The sequence below is a fragment of the Thiorhodococcus drewsii AZ1 genome, assembly GCF_000224065.1.
Taxonomy (GTDB): domain Bacteria; phylum Pseudomonadota; class Gammaproteobacteria; order Chromatiales; family Chromatiaceae; genus Imhoffiella; species Imhoffiella drewsii.
Map to the genome: position 1 here is coordinate 101,536 of NZ_AFWT01000016.1, position 16,451 is coordinate 117,986.

Below are 16,451 nucleotides of genomic sequence, written 5' to 3' on the forward strand. Positions count from 1 at the left end.
GCCGATCAACCGCGCGCGCACCACCCCCAGCGGCCCCCTGGGCCTGATGCACTCGCCGCCCGCGTGATCCACAGCGGACAGCGTTCCCAGGGCGGTGATCCGATCGGATGAGGTGATCATGGCAAAAAGTAAAGTTCAATCGACCCGATAAGTCAATTGACCTGGCGGTCAGGTCAAGTAAACTTGCCCCCATGAGCACTGTCGCCGATCGCGTCAAAACCCTCCGCAAACAACTCAAGCTGACCCAGTCGGCACTCGGCCACTGTGCCGGCGGGATCTCCAAGCAGGCGGTCTCACAATGGGAGCGAGGGATCACGGAGCCGCAGTGGGAGGCGCTGAATGCGCTGAAGCGCTCGCGCGGGGTGAATCCGGACTGGCTGCTGCATGGCACAGAGCCCATGCTTGACTTAGACCCCCCTCCGACCACTGCTGCAGCAGCAGAGGAATCCATCCACGCCCTTACTTCGGAGAAACGCCCCCTCGCCGAGCTGCTCGATGATCTGTCGCGCCGCTTGGCGACAGCGGATCCGGGCGTGCGTGAAGATGTGACCCGCCTGGTCCTGCGCTATCTGGAGAACCCACCGGCGGGGGCGCGGATCGCCAAGGCGATCGAACTCCTCCTCGGGCAGGATGAGGATCCACCGACGCCACTCTGAGACGCTTCTGAGTCAACCATCCTGCCAGAGAACCGTTAGAAAACGGCGCGCCCACTCCTGACCGGGCAGCGAAGCTAAGCACCTCATACGATGAGGAGCCGCCTCCGCACCACCGCAACGCAATGGAACTTGACATCAAGAGTGAAGCTAACTTTACTTTTATCGATCCAAGTTCTGCAGCGCGTCTCAACGACCTTTGTTCAGCCTCACTCATCGCGGAGCGATGACGATCGCAACATAGGGACGCCGACACCCCGCTGCCAACCGACATGGCCCAGCATCAACATCAGCCCATGACCAGTTGGAGAGGATCGGAGACTACGCACGGAGCACGCCCCTGGATCTGACACCTCACTCGCTCTGCAAGGCTTCTCGACGGGGATGACGATGACACAGACACATCACATGACAGCAGCGCAAGGACAGGATCCACCTCGTTGGCATGTATCGCCCCGCCAAGAGCGCCAGCACTGATTCGGGGGCGCACCATAGCTTTGAGCGGTCACAATGAAACACCCGGCAACCCTTACGCAAGAAGACCTCGAAGACCTGACGGGGCTGAAGCAGGTCGCCGCCATCGAGGCGTGGTGCCAACGCAATGGCGTGCGCTATCTTCGTGTCAAGAAAGGGCTTTGCACAACCGTCTCGGCTGTGGAGGCAGCCATGGGATTACACCCAGAGGCCGACACACCCCAACGCCAGCGCTTAGACTTCTGACCATGTCACCACGCCCACGCCAACGCCGGGTTCTCCCAAACGGGATCAAACCGGACGCACTACCGACCTATGTCTACTGGGATCCGACCGGACACGGTCGCTGGATCTGGAAGCCTTACGACGCCTCAACGAAGAAGTGCAAGGCCATTCGCTTGGCTGGCCCCGCAGCAACCCTGCGCGAGATCTGGGATGCCTATGAGCGTCTGAGTCGAGAGCCGCCGACACAAACGCTGAAGGCGTTGGTGGAGCTCTTCGAGGCATCCCCAGCCTGGAAGGATCTAGCTCCGGCCACACAGCACGATTACCACCGCTGCGCTGAGATGATTCAGGCGGCCAAGACCAAATCCGGTCTGCAGGTAGCAGAGAGCCGCTTAACCGACTGGACGCCGGGCGCGGTGCGCGCTTACGTCGACAAGCGTGGCGAGGAGGCGCGTAGCCGTGCCAACCACGAGCTGCGTTATCTGCGACGTCTCTTCAGCTGGGCGGTTGAGCGCGATCTGATGCCCAGCAATCCCGCACGCGGGGTCAAGGCACTCAAGGAGCCACCACGTCAGCGTTATGTCTCGGATGAGGAATATGCCGCCTTTCTCACCTTCGCGGGCGCACGCTATGCCTACTTGGTCCCGGTGTCCGAGCTGGCCTATCTCAGTCGTTTGAGGCTCTCTGAGGTACTGGATCTGCGCCGTGAGAATGTGCGCGAGGACGGACTCTTCGCCGCCCGCCGCAAAGGAAGCAAGGATGCGCTGACCGGATGGACCCCGCGCTTACGCGCGGCCGTCGACATTGCGTTGAACCTGCACGGCAACATCGCCAGCCTGTATCTGATACCGGGACCCGCTCGGGGGCGACTGTCCGAAACCACGGTACAGACCGCCTGGCAACGCGCCATGGTCGAGTGGGCGAAGCAAGGTCATGAGCGCTATTCGATTCACGACCTCAAGCGCAAGGGCGTTAGCGATGCCGAGGGAGACAAGCTAGCCGCCTCCGGACACCGCTCCGCAGCCATGCTCAAGGTCTACGATGTGCTGCCGTCAAAGGCTCCCGCGACCCGATAATTTTCAGGAGATTTTACCAAATCCGGTCAGATCAGGTATCGCACGGATTGTAAGTGCTTGATTAAATGGTGGGCCGTGTAGGATTCGAACCTACGACCAAGGGATTATGAGTCCCCTGCACTAACCGCTGTGCTAACGGCCCGTAGAGGTGGGGTTTGACGCCGTCCCTGGCGCCGAGGGGTCAGTCCGTGTCGAGGAAACTGCGAAGTTTATCCGATCGGGTCGGATGGCGCAGCTTGCGCAGCGCTTTGGCTTCGATCTGACGGATGCGCTCACGGGTAACGTCGAACTGCTTGCCGACCTCTTCGAGGGTGTGGTCGGTGTTCATGTCGATGCCGAAACGCATGCGCAGCACCTTGGCCTCGCGCGATGTCAGGCTGGAGAGCATGTTCTGTGTGGCTTCACGCAGACCTTCAGCCGTGGCTGAATCGACCGGCGAGATGACACCGCTGTCCTCAATGAAATCGCCAAGATGCGAGTCTTCGTCGTCACCGATCGGCGTCTCCATGGAGATTGGCTCTTTGGCGATCTTGAGGACCTTGCGGACCTTGTCTTCCGGCATTTCCATGCGCTCGGCAAGCTCTTCCGGCGTGGCCTCGCGACCCATTTCCTGGATCATCTGGCGGGAGATGCGGTTGAGCTTGTTGATGGTCTCGATCATGTGCACCGGGATACGGATGGTGCGCGCCTGGTCGGCGATCGAGCGCGTGATGGCTTGACGGATCCACCAGGTCGCGTAGGTCGAGAACTTGTAGCCACGGCGATATTCGAATTTATCGACCGCTTTCATGAGACCGATGTTGCCCTCCTGGATGAGATCCAGGAATTGCAGGCCGCGATTGGTGTATTTCTTGGCGATCGAGATGACCAGGCGCAGGTTGGCCTCGACCATCTCTTTCTTGGCGCGACGAGCCTTGGCCTCGCCGATCGACATCTTGCGGTTGACTTCCTTGATCTCGCCGATGGTGAGGTAGTTCTCGCGTTCGACCTCTTGCAGCTTGCGCTGGGCGCGCCGGATCTCGGAGGCGTTTTCCTCGAGACGGGTGGCGTAGGAATGCCCGCTAGCCAGCAGCTGATCCAACCATTCGGAGTTGGTCTCGTTGCGCGGGAAGGTCTCGATGAACTGCTTGCGCGGCATTCCGGCCTGGTCGACGCACATACTCATGATGAGACGTTCCTGACTGCGGATACGCTCGATCGTGCCACGCAGGATTTCGGCGAGTTCCTGGAAGACGGGCGCTACCAGCTTGAACTGCAGGAAGATCTCGGAGACGGCAGCCATGGCCGCGCGGGAGCGCTCGTCGTCGCGACCGTGCTGCTCCAAGGAGACCCGCAGAACCTCGAAGCCATCGCGCAGCAGGGCCGCACGACGCGCGGCTTCCTCCGGGTCTGGCCCCGTATCCACGACGGCTGCATCATCGTCATCATCGTCGTCGGAGTCCTCATCGCCGTCGGTATCCTCGTCCGATTTGTCGGAGTGGACACTTGCAGCGGCGGGCGAGGACGGAACAGGCGTTTCGGGCTCTTCTTCGAGGTCGTTGAAACCGGAGATGACGTCGGTAAGACGCGTCTCTTCGCGTTCGACGCGATCGAAGATCTCGATCAGCTTCTCGATGGAACGCGGATAGACGGAAAGCGCGGTCAGAACCTGGGTAAGGCCGTCTTCGATCCGTTTGGCGATCGTCAACTCGCCTTCGCGGGTCAGCAGTTCGACGGTGCCCATCTCGCGCATATACATGCGTACGGGGTCGGTCGTCCGACCAAACTCGCTGTCGACGGTGGCCAGCGCAGCGGCCGCAGCCTCGGCGGCCTCATCGTCGGACACCGCTGAATCGCTCAGGGTTTGATCGACGACATCGGGGGCGGTCTCCTGGACCATAATCCCCATGTCATTGATCATACGAACGATATCTTCGATTTGATCAGTCTCGACGATACCAGGTGGCAAATGGTCGTTGACCTCGGTATAGGTCAGATAACCCTGCTCTTTGCCCTTGGCGATCAGTTGCTTCAGCTGAGACTGTTGCTGTTCTTGATCCATGGGATACCTTAGACTCGGTGCGGCGGCGGAAGGCGGCTCGAAAAGCGAACTCCGCAGTCTAGCATAGTTTTTGATTATCCAGCCAACGAAATAAAGGCTGGATTGTCAGATTGCAAGTCAAGCGCCGATTATTGGGGCAACCCAATCCTTTATCGGCCAAACAATAGATAGTAGAAACCGATGAAAAAACCAGTTGACAGACACCAACTCACTCATCGGGATCATCACTTCGACGCCGCGCGCTCCGTGCCTCACATACCAGCCGGGCGCGCTCCTCGGGGGACCAATCGGTCGTACTGCGCAGATTGAAGCGTCGACTGTGCTCTGCCTTGACGGCCTCCTCGCTCAATCGCTCCAGAGCACCGATCAGCTCGGCGCCAACGTCTTCCTCGGCGATATCCCGCAGGAAAGAGTCGACACTCAAACGCTGCAGATACGCGAAATGCCGATGCTCGCGCCAACGCTCCAAGAGGGCGGCCTTGCTCAGCCCTGGCGCGGCCGCGAGCATATCCAGCAGCTCCGCAAGCACATCGATGCCAGGATTGCTGGAGCGCCTCCAGCGATCGTCGGCCTGCTCGACGACCCGCGTCACCAGCTCGGGATGATCGAGCAGTAGCGCGATCGCCTGGGCGACCAGACTCAACCGCATCGGTCGCTGAGAGACAACCGGACCACGACGGCCAGCCGAACGCGACTTCGGCGTCGTCGTGAGCCCCGTCAGATTGGCGATGCGATTCGAGACCAGATCCCGATAGAGCCCGACCGGCATCCGATCGAGCAAAGGCTTGGCGAGATTGCCAAGCCTGGCGCGCCCATCGATGCTGGTCATGTCGACCTGATCGGTCAGATGATCGAACAGGAATTCGGACAGCGGAGTGGCGCCATTCACCAAGCGACTCATGCCCTCGGCGCCCTGAGCGCGCACCAGGGTATCGGGATCCTCACCCTCGGGCAGAAACAGGAAACGGATCGATTGATGCCCAGTCACCAGCGGCAGCGCCGTTTCCAGAGCCTTCCAGGCGGCAGAGCGTCCAGCGCGATCTCCGTCGAAGCAGAAGACGACTTCGGGCACGGTACGCAGCAACTGCTGCAAATGATCGGCCGTCGTCGCCGTACCCAGAGTCGCCACCGCGTTGGTGATCCCGAACTGGGCCAGCGCAATGACATCCAGATATCCCTCGACGATCAAGAGCGAACCGAGCTTGCGATCTGCCTTTTGAGCCTCGAACAGGCCATAGAGTTCCCGCCCTTTGTGGAACAGCGGGGTCTCCGGCGAATTCAGATATTTGGGCTTGCCGTCACCCAGCAGGCGTCCACCGAAGCCGATGACACGCCCACGCCGATCCCGGATCGGAAACATGACACGGTCGCGGAAGCGGTCGTAGCGCCGCCCATCCGACTCAGCGAGCAGGCCAACCGACATCAACCGCTCGCGCTGCTCGGCGGTCGCCCCTAATCGCGACAGGAGAAAGTCGTGCCCCGGCGGCGCGTACCCCAGATTGAAAGCACCGGCGATCTCGCCGCTCAACCCACGGGACTTGAGATACTCAACGGCGCGACCTGCGTGCTGGACATCACGCAATTGCTCTCGATAGAGCGTTGCCGCCTGCTCGAGCAGTGCATAGAGCGGCCCGTGATCCGGCCCGGCAGGCAAGGTATCGCCAGCGTCGGGAATAGGAACTCCGGCGCGCTGAGCCAGTTCCTCGACCGCCTCGCGGAACGGGAGGCGGTCGTATTCCATGAGGAAGCCGATCGCAGAGCCATGGGCTCCACAACCGAAGCAGTGATAGAACTGCTTGTCCGGACTGACGGTGAAGGACGGCGTCTTCTCGTCGTGGAAGGGGCAGCGGGCTTGGTAGTCCTTACCCGCCTTGCGGAGCTGGACGCGCGACCCGATAAGGTCGACGATGTCTGTCCGCGCCAGGAGATCGTCAATGAATTCTGATGGAATCCTGCCAGCCATGATCGCCGGACAGCGGGAATCAGCTCCCGAGTCGCTGTTTCACGAGTGCACTGACAGCACCCATGTCCGCGCGCCCCTGAATCTGGGGACGCAGAACACCCATGACCTTACCCATGTCGCTCATGGCGGCGGCACCCGTCTCGGAGACGGCGGACTCGACCATCTGGGCGATCTCGGCCTCGGTCAGAGGCGTTGGCAGATAGGCCTGGATGATGCCGACCTCGAAGCGCTCGACCTCGGCCAGGTCTTCACGGCCAGCGGATTCGTATTGCGAGATGGAGTCGCGGCGCTGCTTGACCATCTTATCGAGCACGGCGAGCACCTGAGCGTCATCGAGCTCGATACGCTCGTCGACCTCGCGCTGCTTGATCGCAGCCATGATGAGGCGAATCACGCCGAGCTTATCTTTCTCGCCCGCCTTCATGGCGGCCTTCATGGCATCCTGGATTTGCTGCTTGAGCATGAGTGACAACTGAAGCCTTGAGCTGGTAAATCAACGCGTGGACTGGATGATGGATCGTCGACAGGCCCGAAGAACTCAGGCTCGACCTCGACGAACGCGCGATGTGGCTGGCTGGATCGCGCACCCACCGATGAGGCCCACATGGGCAGCCGTCTGGCGGCGGCTGTCCTCCATGACCCCGAGGACGCGCCTCGGGCGCCCGATCAGTACGGACGTTCCCAGCGACGGGATTCGCGCTGCAGCTTCTTCTGGTGACGCTTGACGGCCGCTGCCTTCTTGCGCTTCCGCTCGGAAGTGGGCTTCTCGTAGAACTCACGACGGCGAACTTCTGCAAGCACACCTGCCTTCTCGCAGGAACGCTTAAAACGCCGCATAGCGACTTCGAATGGCTCGTTTTCTTTGACGCGAACGCTGGGCATAGGAGTCCTTCGCTTCTCCGGGTTGTTAGGATCGATGATTGATGGATCAACGGTAAAAAGATCGCCAAGTATAACGACCAATTAACCTTGAATGCAAAAAAGAATATGATGCCGAGCTAGATCGTACGAGAGCCGGCTGGGCGGAGTTTGAACGCATGCGTGTATTGGGTATCGAGACATCCTGTGACGAAACGGGTGTCGCCATCTATGACGGAGATCGGGGGTTGATCGCACATGCGATCTACAGCCAGATAGAGATCCACGCCCAGTATGGCGGCGTGGTGCCCGAACTCGCGTCCCGCGACCATGTGCGCAAGGCCTTGCCGCTGATCCATCAGGTGCTGGAGGAATCCGAGACCGCGCCCTCCTCCATCGATGGCGTCGCCTATACCGCTGGCCCCGGACTGATCGGCGCCCTGCTGGTAGGCTCGGCGCTCGGTCGCAGCCTGGCCTGGGCCTGGGGACGTCCGGCCATCGGCGTGCATCACATGGAGGGGCATCTGCTCGCACCGCTCATCGAGACGCCGGCACCGGAATTCCCATTCGTCGCGCTGTTGGTCTCGGGCGGGCACACCCAACTGGTCGACGTGGCCGGGATCGGCGAGTACCGCGTCCTCGGCGAATCGCTCGACGATGCCGCTGGCGAGGCCTTCGACAAGACCGCCAAGATCCTCGGACTCCCCTACCCTGGCGGCCCCGAATTGGCCAAACTTGCCGAGCACGGCGATCCGGCGCGATTCCGCTTCCCGCGACCCATGACCGATCGTCCGGGACTCGAGTTCAGCTTCAGCGGACTCAAGACGTTCGCGCTCAACTGTCTGCGCACCGAACTGCCGAAAGCGGAAGACCCCGAACAGACGCGCGCCGACATCGCCCGCGCCTTCGAGGAGGCCGTCGTCGACACGCTGGTCATCAAATGTCGCCGTGCACTGAAAACCGCCGGCAGACGCCGACTCGTACTCGCGGGTGGCGTCAGCGCCAACCGTCGACTACGCGAGCGGATGAACGCGGCCATCGCGGCCGAGGGCGGAGAGACCTATTACCCGCGCCCCAATTTCTGCACCGACAACGGCGCCATGATCGCCTACGCCGGCTGGCATCGACTGCAGGCCGGTCAGCATGAGCCGCTCAACTTCAGGCCTAAGGCGCGCTGGCCAATGGAAGGGCTGTCATGCGTCCAATCCGCCAACCCCTTGATCTAACCGCTCCTGACCGACAGCCGTCGGGTCGGCCTCGGGCAGCGGCAGCGTCAGACAAAACACCGCGCCCTCGGCATTTCCGGGGTCGGCCCAGAGACGACCTCCGTGCGCCTCGGCGATCGAACGGCTGATCGCCAGCCCCAGCCCGAGGCTGGAGTCGTTGGTGGACTCGAAGATATCGAACACCGTTTCGTGCCGACCGTTCGGCAGACCCGGCCCGCTATCACGCACCACCATGAGGATCTCCGTGTCCCCCGGCACAACCTCGATGCTCACCTCACGTCGCGGCGGATCGATCGCATCGATCGCCTGGACCGCGTTGCAGATGAGATTCACCAAAATCTGCTCGATCTGGACCGGATCGATCAAGAGTTCCGGGAGTTCATCCGGGACCGCCAGTCGGAGCAACACCTTGCGGTCCGAGGCGAACCATTGCACGAGGGCGAAAGCGCCCCGCACTACCTGATCCAGAGAGGCAGTCACCTTGTGCATCTTGCGACCGCGCAGAAACACCCGCAGACGCTCCATGATATCTCCCGCCCGCTGGATCTGCCCGCTGACGCGCCCGATGACATCGACCAGACGCGCCGGGTCGGCCGCCGGTCCCTCGGCCAACTGCGAGGCCGCGCTGCAGAAGAAACTCGCCGAACTCAGCGGTTGGAGCAGTTCGTGAATCAAGGATGAAGCCAGGATTCCGACCGCGTTGAGCCGGGCGACCTGAGCCAGCGCATCGCGGGCGCGACGCGCGTCCTCCTCGGCCAGACGACGCTCGGTGACGTCGACATAGGACACCACCGCGCCCTCCTGCTCGCCTTCGAGCGCAACGGCCCGCATCACGAACCAACGCTTGCATTGAGCGGTATGGCAGGGGTATTCGGCACTGAAGGCAGTACGCTCGCGATTGAGCACCTGAAGAATCCCGCTGGAGGATTCGCCCTCGCCCCGAATCCGATCGGCCTCCCCCGAACAACAGGCGATCAAGTGGTCGGAGCGAACCGCGTTGCGCAGATCCTCCGAAACACCGCTTTCCTCCGCAAACTCGCGCCAGGCGCGATTCGCCGCGATGATGTTTCCGGCACGATCCAGCACCGCGATCTGAGACGGCAAGGCATCCAAGACCGCCTGACGCAATCGCTCGTTCGCTTGGCGCTCGGCCTCGACCCGATGCTCTGCGGTAATGTCGAGCAGGACGGCCATGCATTCGGGTCCAGATACGGCCTCGCGTCTCACCGAGCACAGCCGCACCACGCGAACGCCATCCGAATCGGCGAAATGCAGGGTCAGATCGCAGGATTCACCCAAACCATCCGACGCATCGAAGACCTCTCCGAGATGCGCGAGAAGATCGAGCGGTTCCGAATCGACGACGAAATCCAGCAACGAGGCACCTTCCAGCTCGGACGCAGGGCGGCCGATCAGACAGGATGCCGCAAGATTGACGGCACGGATCCGCCCCTCCCGATCGAAGACCACATAACCGACCGGGGCCTCTTCGAACAGACGCGCATAGTGATTGCGCGAAAGCTCGAGCGCCTTCTGGGTCTCGCGCAATTCCCGACCCTGGATTTCGAGTTCGATCTGATGGCTCTGCAGATCCAGCATCATGCAGCGTTGGGCGTCATGGGCCTCGCGCGCGGCGCCCAGTGCGGACACCAATGCATCGAACTGGGCCTCCAGCGAACCCCGGTCCAGTCGCTGCAACTCATCCAGACCAAACCCCTCGGAACTCCGCTCGCTCGACCCTGAACCCGCGCCCTTATCACTCATCGAAGCACCCCAACTCTTGCTTTACCATGCCATCCGCCCCCCCGGACCCCGTGTGCGCCCCAGTATAGCGAGCGCAACCGCTGACGTACCGGCGGCCCCCGGCAGGCCATCCCGAGCCGCCGCACTGTCGAAAACACTCAATCAGTCAAAACGGCCATTCAATCAAGGACAACACGATGAGCGACGTCTACACACAAACGACAACGACCTCCTGGTTCGGACGCCTGGGAGGCGCATTCAAGGGCATTCTGTTCGGCATCATCCTGGTCGTCGCATCCGTTCCGCTGCTGTGGTGGAACGAGGGACGGGCGATCGATCGCACCCATACGCTGGAGGCCGGGCAACGCGCCGTAGTGTCCATCGACGCCGATCACCGGGATCCAGCCAACGACGGGCAGTTGGTCCATACCGGCGGACTGGCGACGACCGATGAGATGCTCAGGGATCCAACCTTCGGCGTCTCCGTCAATGCGCTCCGGTTGCAGCGCAGGGTCGAGATGTATCAGTGGAAAGAGGAGAAACACAGCTCCACCAGTCGCGGATCCGGCGGCAGCGAGACGACCGAGACCACCTACCGATATGACATGGGCTGGTCTGACCACTGGATCGATTCGGGGCACTTCCAATACGCCGCCGGCCACCAAAACCCAGCACAGATGCCCTTCAATTCGGAGAGCTACCAGGCATCCAATGTCAGGCTCGGAGATTTCCGACTGGGTCCGTCCTTCGTCGCGCAAATCGGCCCTTACAGCACCTACCGCCCGACCGACGCATCCGACCTGCCCACGGGGTTCGAGCCCTACGGGAACGGCTATTACCGAGGTACGCCCCAGAGCCCCCAGATCGGTGACGTCCGGGTCGGATTCGAGGTAGTCGAACCCACAACCGTCAGCGTGATCGGCAAGCAGGTCGAGGATGGCATCGAGGTCGCGCGCATGCCGAAAGGCACCATCGCGCTACTGGATCTCGGACGGGTGGATGCGGACACCATGTTCGCCAAGGCACTGGATGCCAACGCCGCGCTCACCTGGGGCCTGAGATTCGCCGGCATCCTGGTGATGTGGATTGGGCTCAAACTCATCCTCAATCCACTCCGCGTTCTGGTGGATATCGTTCCGTTCATCGGACGTATCGTTGGCGCCGGAACCAGCCTGATCGCCGGACTAATCGCCTTCTCGCTCGGGTTTCTGACCATCGCCGCCGCTTGGATCTTCTATCGCCCGCTCTTGGCGGGAGGACTGATCGCGGCGACCCTGGTTCTCGTGACGGTAGGCGTCTTCAAGGTGAGACGGTCGAACCCAGCGCCGACGGCCACGCAAAAGCCACTTTAGGGTATGCCGCTATAGTCATGCAGTGCGGCGATGTTTTGAGTCCCCCGCTCCGGTCCTGACGAGCGGAGGGACACCTGAGCGTTCCGCTCTAGTCGGAGCTTTCGGTCAGACGGGTTTCAGTCCCGGCCAGCAGGTTGCGGATGTTGCTGCGATGACGCCAGATCAGCAGCCCGGTGATGATGAGCTGCATCCCGATCAGAGGCTTGTCCGACCAGAACAGCCAGACGAAGAGTGGCGCGAGGGCCATGGAAATGAGGCCCGAGAGCGATGAGATCTTGAGCACCTTAGCGACGAACAACCAGACCGCCGCGACGCAGAGACCGATCGGCCAGTAGAGACCGAACTGAACCCCGAGCGCCGTCGCAACGCCCTTGCCGCCACGAAAACCGAAGAAGACCGGATACAGATGCCCAACGAAGGCCGCAAGGCCGACACTGGCCAGGGCCGCCGGACCGAGGCCCAGAAGATGGGCGACCAGCATAGGAATCAGACCCTTGAGGCTGTCGCCAACCAGGGTGATGGCGGCCGGTTTCTTGCCGCCGATGCGCAACACGTTGGTCGCGCCTGGGTTGTTGGAGCCCTGAGTGCGAGGATCGGGCAGCCCCATCACGCGGCAGACGATGATGGCGCTGGACACGGACCCCAGCAAATAGGCAGCAATGGTGAGTAGAGTCGCGGTAATCATGGTGCGCCATTGGACCCGCGAAGCCGCCTCAGGTCAAGATAGTGCGTTCCATACCATCACACCCGGAGCACGACGATGGACATCGTCTTCATCCACGGCCTCACCATCGAGACCACCATCGGCATCCACGACTGGGAGAAGCGCACGCGGCGCCCCATCGTCCTGGACCTGGAGATGGCGAGCGACATCGCGCGCGCCGCCGCTTCGGACCGGATTGAGGACGCGCTCGACTACGATGCCGTCACCCAACGTCTGAAACGCGAGGTCAGCGAAAATCGCTCGGAACTGGTCGAGACCCTCGCCGAGCGCTGCGCCACGATTCTGCGCGAGGAATTCGGCATCCCCTGGGTGCGCCTACGACTCAACAAGCCGGGGGCCGTCGGCGAAGGGGTGGATGTCGGCATCCTGATCGAACGCGGAGACCGTCCGACAGGAACGGCGAGCCTCTAAGTTCGATCCAGCAAGCCGTCACGACCGGCTCACCTATTCACCCGAGTCCAGACCGCCGATACGCAGAAGCTGAGCGACCAACTCCCCCGTGTCATCCGTCTGCGAGGCACGCTCGGCCGGCGTCCAGGAATAATCCGTCTCAAGCCGGTAGGACCCGAGGAAGGGATACGGCGGGGTCCCGCCCCACTCCTGCGGCGACAGCATCGAGAAGAAGGTCTGGCCATTGGCGCGGCGATAGAGATGATAGGTCTTGCCCGGGATACGTTTGAACGCGCAGGCGGCATGGTTCAACGCCTGCTCGTCGCGTGCCTCGTCCAAGACCTTACGCGCCTCTTGCTGCAACAGTGCGATCTGATCGGCGATGACCCGCAGCTTGGCCCCGGTCCGTGCGCTCAGCATGGACTCGGCCTTGGCGACCTCTGCGGACAACGCGCCGGTATCGAATGATGGAGCCAGTCGACTCACTGGATAGGGCGATGAATGGGCGTCGCCCCGGTGGAGAATGTCCTTGTCTTGATCGCTCATCGTCGTTCGCTCGTGCTTGAATTCACCGTTCACCTCATTCTATCCAATCTGGCACGATCGCCTTCCAACCCAGTATGACGCCTTGAGAACCCCATGACCCAGCACGACACGCGCCGCCAACCGCCCGACGAACCGAACGACACCGACACCTTCGCGGCAGAGATCAACGCCCGGCTCCAGGATCGCATCCGCGCCGAGATCGCCGAGTCTGCCGGATTGCTGCCATTCGACCGCTTCATGGAGCTCGCACTCTATGCACCCGGCCTGGGCTACTACGTGGCCGGAGCGGAGAAATTCGGACCAGATGGCGACTTCACCACGGCCCCCGAACTCTCCCCACTGTTCGGCCGCAGTATCGCCAACCAGTGCGCCGAGGTACTGGAGCGGATACCTGAGGCCGAGATCCTGGAATTCGGCGCCGGCAGCGGCGCGCTCGCGATTCAGATCCTGGGCCGGCTCGCCGAGATCGACGCACTGCCCAAGCGCTACCGCATCCTAGAGCCGAGCCCGGAGCTGCGTCGGCGCCAGCACGACCGCATCCAGCAACGCCTGCCTCATCTGATCGATCGCTGCGAATGGCTGGATGGGCTCCCAGAGCGCATCCAGGGGATCGTCATCGCCAACGAGGTGCTGGACGCCATGCCGGTGCACCGCTTTCGTCTGGACGACGCAGGCGAACCGCTGGAGGTCTGCGTCGGCGAGCGCGAGGGCGCCCTCACCGATGTCGATGCACCGATCCGCTCGCCCGGACTGGCAGAGCGCATCGCGGCGCTCCAGGCCGACGGATTCGCTCTGACACCAGGCTACGCCTCCGAGATCAATCTGCGTCTCGCGCCCTGGCTGTCGGCCCTGTCGGACGTCCTGGAGCGCGGACTGGCCCTGTTGATCGACTATGGCTACAGCCGCTCCGCCTACTATCAGCCGGACCGCTCCATGGGCACCCTCATGTGCCATTACCGTCACCAGGCCCACGAGGATCCCTATCGGTACATCGGTTTGCAGGACATCACCGCCCACGTCGATTTCACCGCCGTCGCCGAGGCGGGTCTGGGCGCGGGGTTCGAGCAGGCCGGCTTCACCACCCAGGCCCATTTCCTGATCGGATGCGGGATCGACCAGCTCCTGAGCGAATCGCCCGACGCACTGGAGCAGACGCTGGCCGCCAAGCAGTTGCTCCTGCCCACCGAGATGGGCGAGCGCTTCAAGGTGATGGGGCTCGACAAGGGGATGACCGAGTCCTGGCGCGGATTCTCGGTTAGGGACCTGAGCGACCGACTCTGACCCCGCGGAGCATCGCCCCAAGTCGATCCCACGGCACGCGAAAGGCGAGCAGGATCGTCAGCACCGAGGCATAGATGAGCGGCTCGCGCAGATCCGCCTTCACCAGCCACAGATAGTGCACCACCCCGAGCACGGCGATGACGTAGACCGCGCGATGCAATTGAGTCCAGCGCCGACCGAGTCGGCGCATCCAACCGCGTGTCGAGGTCAGCGCCAGCGGAATCAGCATCAGGAAGGCGACGAATCCGACACTGATATAGGGTCGTTTGATGACGTCATCGACGATCGTCGACCAGGCTAGCTCACGATCGAGCCACAGATAGACCGTCAGATGCAGCGCGACATAGAAGAAGGCGAAGAGACCCAGCATGCGCCGCAACCGGATCGGCCAGACCTGCCCCGTCAGCCGTCGCAACGGCGTCATGGCCAGCGTGACCAGCAGCAGACGTAGCGCCCAATCGCCCGTTCCATGCAGCAACGCCTCGACCGGATTCGGTCCCAGCGACCCCGAGACCGCGTCCCAGACCAGCAACCCGCACGGCGCGAGACAGGCCGCGAAGAGAACGACCTTGGCCAACGGCAAGACCCGTTCGGCTCGACTTCTAGCCATCGACTGTCCCTCTGATACCATTTCGAGTCGGAAGCGGAACCAAGACCGTCCCAACACGCTTCTTCGCGTCCTTTGCGGTTCAATTCACGCCTCAAAAATACCGCCTCAGATCCATCCCGCTGTAGAGACTCGCCACCTGATCGCCATAGCCGTTGAAAGGCAGCGTCTCGTGCTTGCGGGCGAACAGACCCTCGCCGATGACACGGTGTTTCTTCTGGCTCCAGCGCGGATGGTCCACAGCCGGATTGACGTTGGCATAGAAGCCGTATTCGTCGGGCTGCATCATGTTCCAGGTCGCCTGAGGCTCGCGTTCGGTGAAGCGGATCCGCACGATCGACTTGATGCTCTTGAAACCGTACTTCCAGGGCACGACCAGACGCAGCGGCGCACCATTCTGATTCGGCAGCAGTTCGCCGTAGAGACCAGTGGCGAGGATGGTCAGGGGATGCATGGCCTCGTCCATCCGCAGCCCCTCGCGGTAGGGCCAGTCGAGCACCGAGCGGCGCTGTCCGGGCATCTGTTCTGGATCCAGCAGCGTCTCGAAGGCGACATAGCGGGCCTTGGAGGTCGGCTTGAATCGCCTAAGCAGATCGCCGAGCGGGAACCCGACCCAGGGCACCACCATGGCCCAGGCTTCGACGCAGCGCAGCCGATAGACGCGCTCCTCCTGGGTGAAGCCGGACAGCAGGTCCTCGATCCCGATCTCGCCGGGTGCCTCGCACGCGCCGTCCACGACCAGGGTCCAGGGACGTGTCTTGAGCGTTCCGGCGTTGGCGGCAGGATCGCTCTTCTCGGTCCCGAACTCGTAGAAATTGTTGTAATGGGTGACGTCGTCCAGACTGGTCCGCTGTTCGTCGGTGCTGAACGGGCTGGGCCGAACGTTTGGAATCGCTGTTCCACCGGAGGTCTCGGCCAGCACCGAGCCTCCCCCGAGGAGCAGCGGTCCGGCTCCGGCCAACCCGATGCCCGCAGCAGCGGCCTTGATGAACTCGCGTCGGCGGCGATAGATCTCGGGCGGCGTGATCTCGGACGAAGCGATGTCCGAGGGTCTCTTGATCAGCATGAGCGGTCTCCGGATGGTGCGCGTGGACGCATAACCCGTATAGATGCGATCGAGACACCCAAGTTCTAACCCGTCGCTTTCCCTCCGAAAGATACGTGATTACCCAGCCTGAGCGCGGATGCGAACGAACGCAGCCTGCTGCCGTCATCATCCCGCATTGCGAAATCTCAGCGTATCGCGGTCGGAAAAGCACCGATACTGGGCCGCCATTCAACGACGACCTCCG

Annotated in this window: 16 protein-coding genes and 1 tRNA gene; 7 read left to right on the forward strand and 10 right to left on the reverse strand. The window is 62.3% G+C overall.

What is annotated here, in order from left to right; all coding sequences use genetic code 11:
• Positions 1–191 precede the first annotated feature (191 nt).
• The 3 genes from THIDRDRAFT_RS12405 to THIDRDRAFT_RS12415 all read left to right on the forward strand — a co-directional run bounded on the left by THIDRDRAFT_RS12405 (position 192) and on the right by THIDRDRAFT_RS12415 (position 2,428).
• Entirely contained in the window at positions 192–656 is a 465-nt protein-coding gene (locus THIDRDRAFT_RS12405; RefSeq protein WP_007041200.1) for a helix-turn-helix domain-containing protein, read from the forward strand.
• Positions 657–1,163: 507 nt separating this feature from the next.
• Entirely contained in the window at positions 1,164–1,373 is a 210-nt protein-coding gene (locus THIDRDRAFT_RS12410) for a DUF4224 domain-containing protein (protein ID WP_007041201.1), read from the forward strand.
• 2 nt (positions 1,374–1,375) lie between these two features.
• Entirely contained in the window at positions 1,376–2,428 is a 1,053-nt protein-coding gene (locus tag THIDRDRAFT_RS12415) for a site-specific integrase (protein ID WP_007041202.1), read from the forward strand.
• A 66-nt stretch (positions 2,429–2,494) separates the two neighbouring features.
• Here the strand turns inward: THIDRDRAFT_RS12415 and THIDRDRAFT_RS12420 are convergent.
• The 5 genes from THIDRDRAFT_RS12420 to rpsU form a co-directional block, all read right to left on the reverse strand.
• Positions 2,495–2,570, reverse strand: a tRNA-Ile gene (locus tag THIDRDRAFT_RS12420).
• 39 nt (positions 2,571–2,609) lie between these two features.
• The gene (gene rpoD, locus THIDRDRAFT_RS12425) at positions 2,610–4,469 is read right to left on the reverse strand and encodes an RNA polymerase sigma factor RpoD (protein WP_007041203.1); all 1,860 of its coding nucleotides are present in this window, start codon (positions 4,467–4,469) and stop codon (positions 2,610–2,612) included.
• A gap of 208 nt (positions 4,470–4,677) precedes the next feature.
• Positions 4,678–6,432 (reverse strand): DNA primase, encoded by a 1,755-nt coding sequence (gene dnaG, locus THIDRDRAFT_RS12430; RefSeq protein WP_007041204.1) that lies wholly within the window; start codon positions 6,430–6,432, stop codon positions 4,678–4,680.
• A 19-nt stretch (positions 6,433–6,451) separates the two neighbouring features.
• The gene (locus THIDRDRAFT_RS12435) at positions 6,452–6,895 is read right to left on the reverse strand and encodes a GatB/YqeY domain-containing protein (protein ID WP_007041205.1); all 444 of its coding nucleotides are present in this window, start codon (positions 6,893–6,895) and stop codon (positions 6,452–6,454) included.
• A gap of 203 nt (positions 6,896–7,098) precedes the next feature.
• Positions 7,099–7,314 (reverse strand): 30S ribosomal protein S21, encoded by a 216-nt coding sequence (gene rpsU, locus THIDRDRAFT_RS12440; RefSeq protein WP_007041206.1) that lies wholly within the window; start codon positions 7,312–7,314, stop codon positions 7,099–7,101.
• Between the two features lie 155 nt (positions 7,315–7,469).
• On the opposite strand from rpsU, the gene tsaD reads away from it, so the two are divergent.
• Complete coding sequence (gene tsaD, locus THIDRDRAFT_RS12445; RefSeq protein ID WP_007041207.1) at positions 7,470–8,516, forward strand: tRNA (adenosine(37)-N6)-threonylcarbamoyltransferase complex transferase subunit TsaD; 1,047 nt, start codon at positions 7,470–7,472, stop codon at positions 8,514–8,516.
• Here the strand turns inward: tsaD and THIDRDRAFT_RS12450 are convergent.
• Positions 8,484–10,280 (reverse strand): PAS domain-containing sensor histidine kinase, encoded by a 1,797-nt coding sequence (locus THIDRDRAFT_RS12450; protein WP_007041208.1) that lies wholly within the window; start codon positions 10,278–10,280, stop codon positions 8,484–8,486. The two genes, tsaD and THIDRDRAFT_RS12450, sit on opposite strands and share 33 nt — an antisense overlap.
• A gap of 176 nt (positions 10,281–10,456) precedes the next feature.
• Between THIDRDRAFT_RS12450 and THIDRDRAFT_RS12455 the strand changes: the two genes are divergently transcribed.
• Complete coding sequence (locus tag THIDRDRAFT_RS12455) at positions 10,457–11,611, forward strand: TMEM43 family protein (RefSeq protein WP_007041209.1); 1,155 nt, start codon at positions 10,457–10,459, stop codon at positions 11,609–11,611.
• Between the two features lie 88 nt (positions 11,612–11,699).
• On the opposite strand, the gene plsY is transcribed toward THIDRDRAFT_RS12455, so the two are convergent.
• Complete coding sequence (gene plsY / locus THIDRDRAFT_RS12460; protein WP_007041210.1) at positions 11,700–12,296, reverse strand: glycerol-3-phosphate 1-O-acyltransferase PlsY; 597 nt, start codon at positions 12,294–12,296, stop codon at positions 11,700–11,702.
• 75 nt (positions 12,297–12,371) lie between these two features.
• Here plsY and folB point away from each other — a divergent pair, with 75 nt between their 5' ends.
• Positions 12,372–12,746: a dihydroneopterin aldolase gene (gene folB / locus THIDRDRAFT_RS12465; protein ID WP_007041211.1), complete on the forward strand. Its 375-nt coding sequence runs from the start codon at positions 12,372–12,374 to the stop codon at positions 12,744–12,746.
• A 33-nt stretch (positions 12,747–12,779) separates the two neighbouring features.
• On the opposite strand, the gene THIDRDRAFT_RS12470 is transcribed toward folB, so the two are convergent.
• Positions 12,780–13,271 (reverse strand): DUF2452 domain-containing protein, encoded by a 492-nt coding sequence (locus THIDRDRAFT_RS12470; protein WP_007041212.1) that lies wholly within the window; start codon positions 13,269–13,271, stop codon positions 12,780–12,782.
• A 93-nt stretch (positions 13,272–13,364) separates the two neighbouring features.
• On the opposite strand from THIDRDRAFT_RS12470, the gene THIDRDRAFT_RS12475 reads away from it, so the two are divergent.
• Positions 13,365–14,552 (forward strand): class I SAM-dependent methyltransferase, encoded by a 1,188-nt coding sequence (locus THIDRDRAFT_RS12475; protein WP_007041213.1) that lies wholly within the window; start codon positions 13,365–13,367, stop codon positions 14,550–14,552.
• On the opposite strand, the gene THIDRDRAFT_RS12480 is transcribed toward THIDRDRAFT_RS12475, so the two are convergent.
• Together THIDRDRAFT_RS12480 and msrP are read right to left on the reverse strand one after the other, a co-directional pair.
• Complete coding sequence (locus THIDRDRAFT_RS12480; protein WP_007041214.1) at positions 14,527–15,162, reverse strand: protein-methionine-sulfoxide reductase heme-binding subunit MsrQ; 636 nt, start codon at positions 15,160–15,162, stop codon at positions 14,527–14,529. The two genes, THIDRDRAFT_RS12475 and THIDRDRAFT_RS12480, sit on opposite strands and share 26 nt — an antisense overlap.
• Positions 15,163–15,253: 91 nt before the next feature.
• A complete protein-coding gene (msrP, locus tag THIDRDRAFT_RS12485) occupies positions 15,254–16,225 on the reverse strand; it encodes a protein-methionine-sulfoxide reductase catalytic subunit MsrP (RefSeq protein WP_007041215.1) in 972 nt (323 codons plus the stop codon).
• Positions 16,226–16,451: the final 226 nt, after the last annotated feature.

Coding starts and splice junctions, on each gene's coding strand:
- THIDRDRAFT_RS12405 (WP_007041200.1), top strand. CDS start 192: ATGAGCACTGTCGCCGATCGCGTCAAAACCCTCCGCAAACAACTCAAG.
- THIDRDRAFT_RS12410 (WP_007041201.1), top strand. CDS start 1,164: ATGAAACACCCGGCAACCCTTACGCAAGAAGACCTCGAAGACCTGACG.
- THIDRDRAFT_RS12415 (WP_007041202.1), top strand. CDS start 1,376: ATGTCACCACGCCCACGCCAACGCCGGGTTCTCCCAAACGGGATCAAA.
- rpoD (WP_007041203.1), bottom strand. CDS start 4,469: ATGGATCAAGAACAGCAACAGTCTCAGCTGAAGCAACTGATCGCCAAG.
- dnaG (WP_007041204.1), bottom strand. CDS start 6,432: ATGGCTGGCAGGATTCCATCAGAATTCATTGACGATCTCCTGGCGCGG.
- THIDRDRAFT_RS12435 (WP_007041205.1), bottom strand. CDS start 6,895: ATGCTCAAGCAGCAAATCCAGGATGCCATGAAGGCCGCCATGAAGGCG.
- rpsU (WP_007041206.1), bottom strand. CDS start 7,314: ATGCCCAGCGTTCGCGTCAAAGAAAACGAGCCATTCGAAGTCGCTATG.
- tsaD (WP_007041207.1), top strand. CDS start 7,470: ATGCGTGTATTGGGTATCGAGACATCCTGTGACGAAACGGGTGTCGCC.
- THIDRDRAFT_RS12450 (WP_007041208.1), bottom strand. CDS start 10,280: ATGAGTGATAAGGGCGCGGGTTCAGGGTCGAGCGAGCGGAGTTCCGAG.
- THIDRDRAFT_RS12455 (WP_007041209.1), top strand. CDS start 10,457: ATGAGCGACGTCTACACACAAACGACAACGACCTCCTGGTTCGGACGC.
- plsY (WP_007041210.1), bottom strand. CDS start 12,296: ATGATTACCGCGACTCTACTCACCATTGCTGCCTATTTGCTGGGGTCC.
- folB (WP_007041211.1), top strand. CDS start 12,372: ATGGACATCGTCTTCATCCACGGCCTCACCATCGAGACCACCATCGGC.
- THIDRDRAFT_RS12470 (WP_007041212.1), bottom strand. CDS start 13,271: ATGAGCGATCAAGACAAGGACATTCTCCACCGGGGCGACGCCCATTCA.
- THIDRDRAFT_RS12475 (WP_007041213.1), top strand. CDS start 13,365: ATGACCCAGCACGACACGCGCCGCCAACCGCCCGACGAACCGAACGAC.
- THIDRDRAFT_RS12480 (WP_007041214.1), bottom strand. CDS start 15,162: ATGGCTAGAAGTCGAGCCGAACGGGTCTTGCCGTTGGCCAAGGTCGTT.
- msrP (WP_007041215.1), bottom strand. CDS start 16,225: ATGCTGATCAAGAGACCCTCGGACATCGCTTCGTCCGAGATCACGCCG.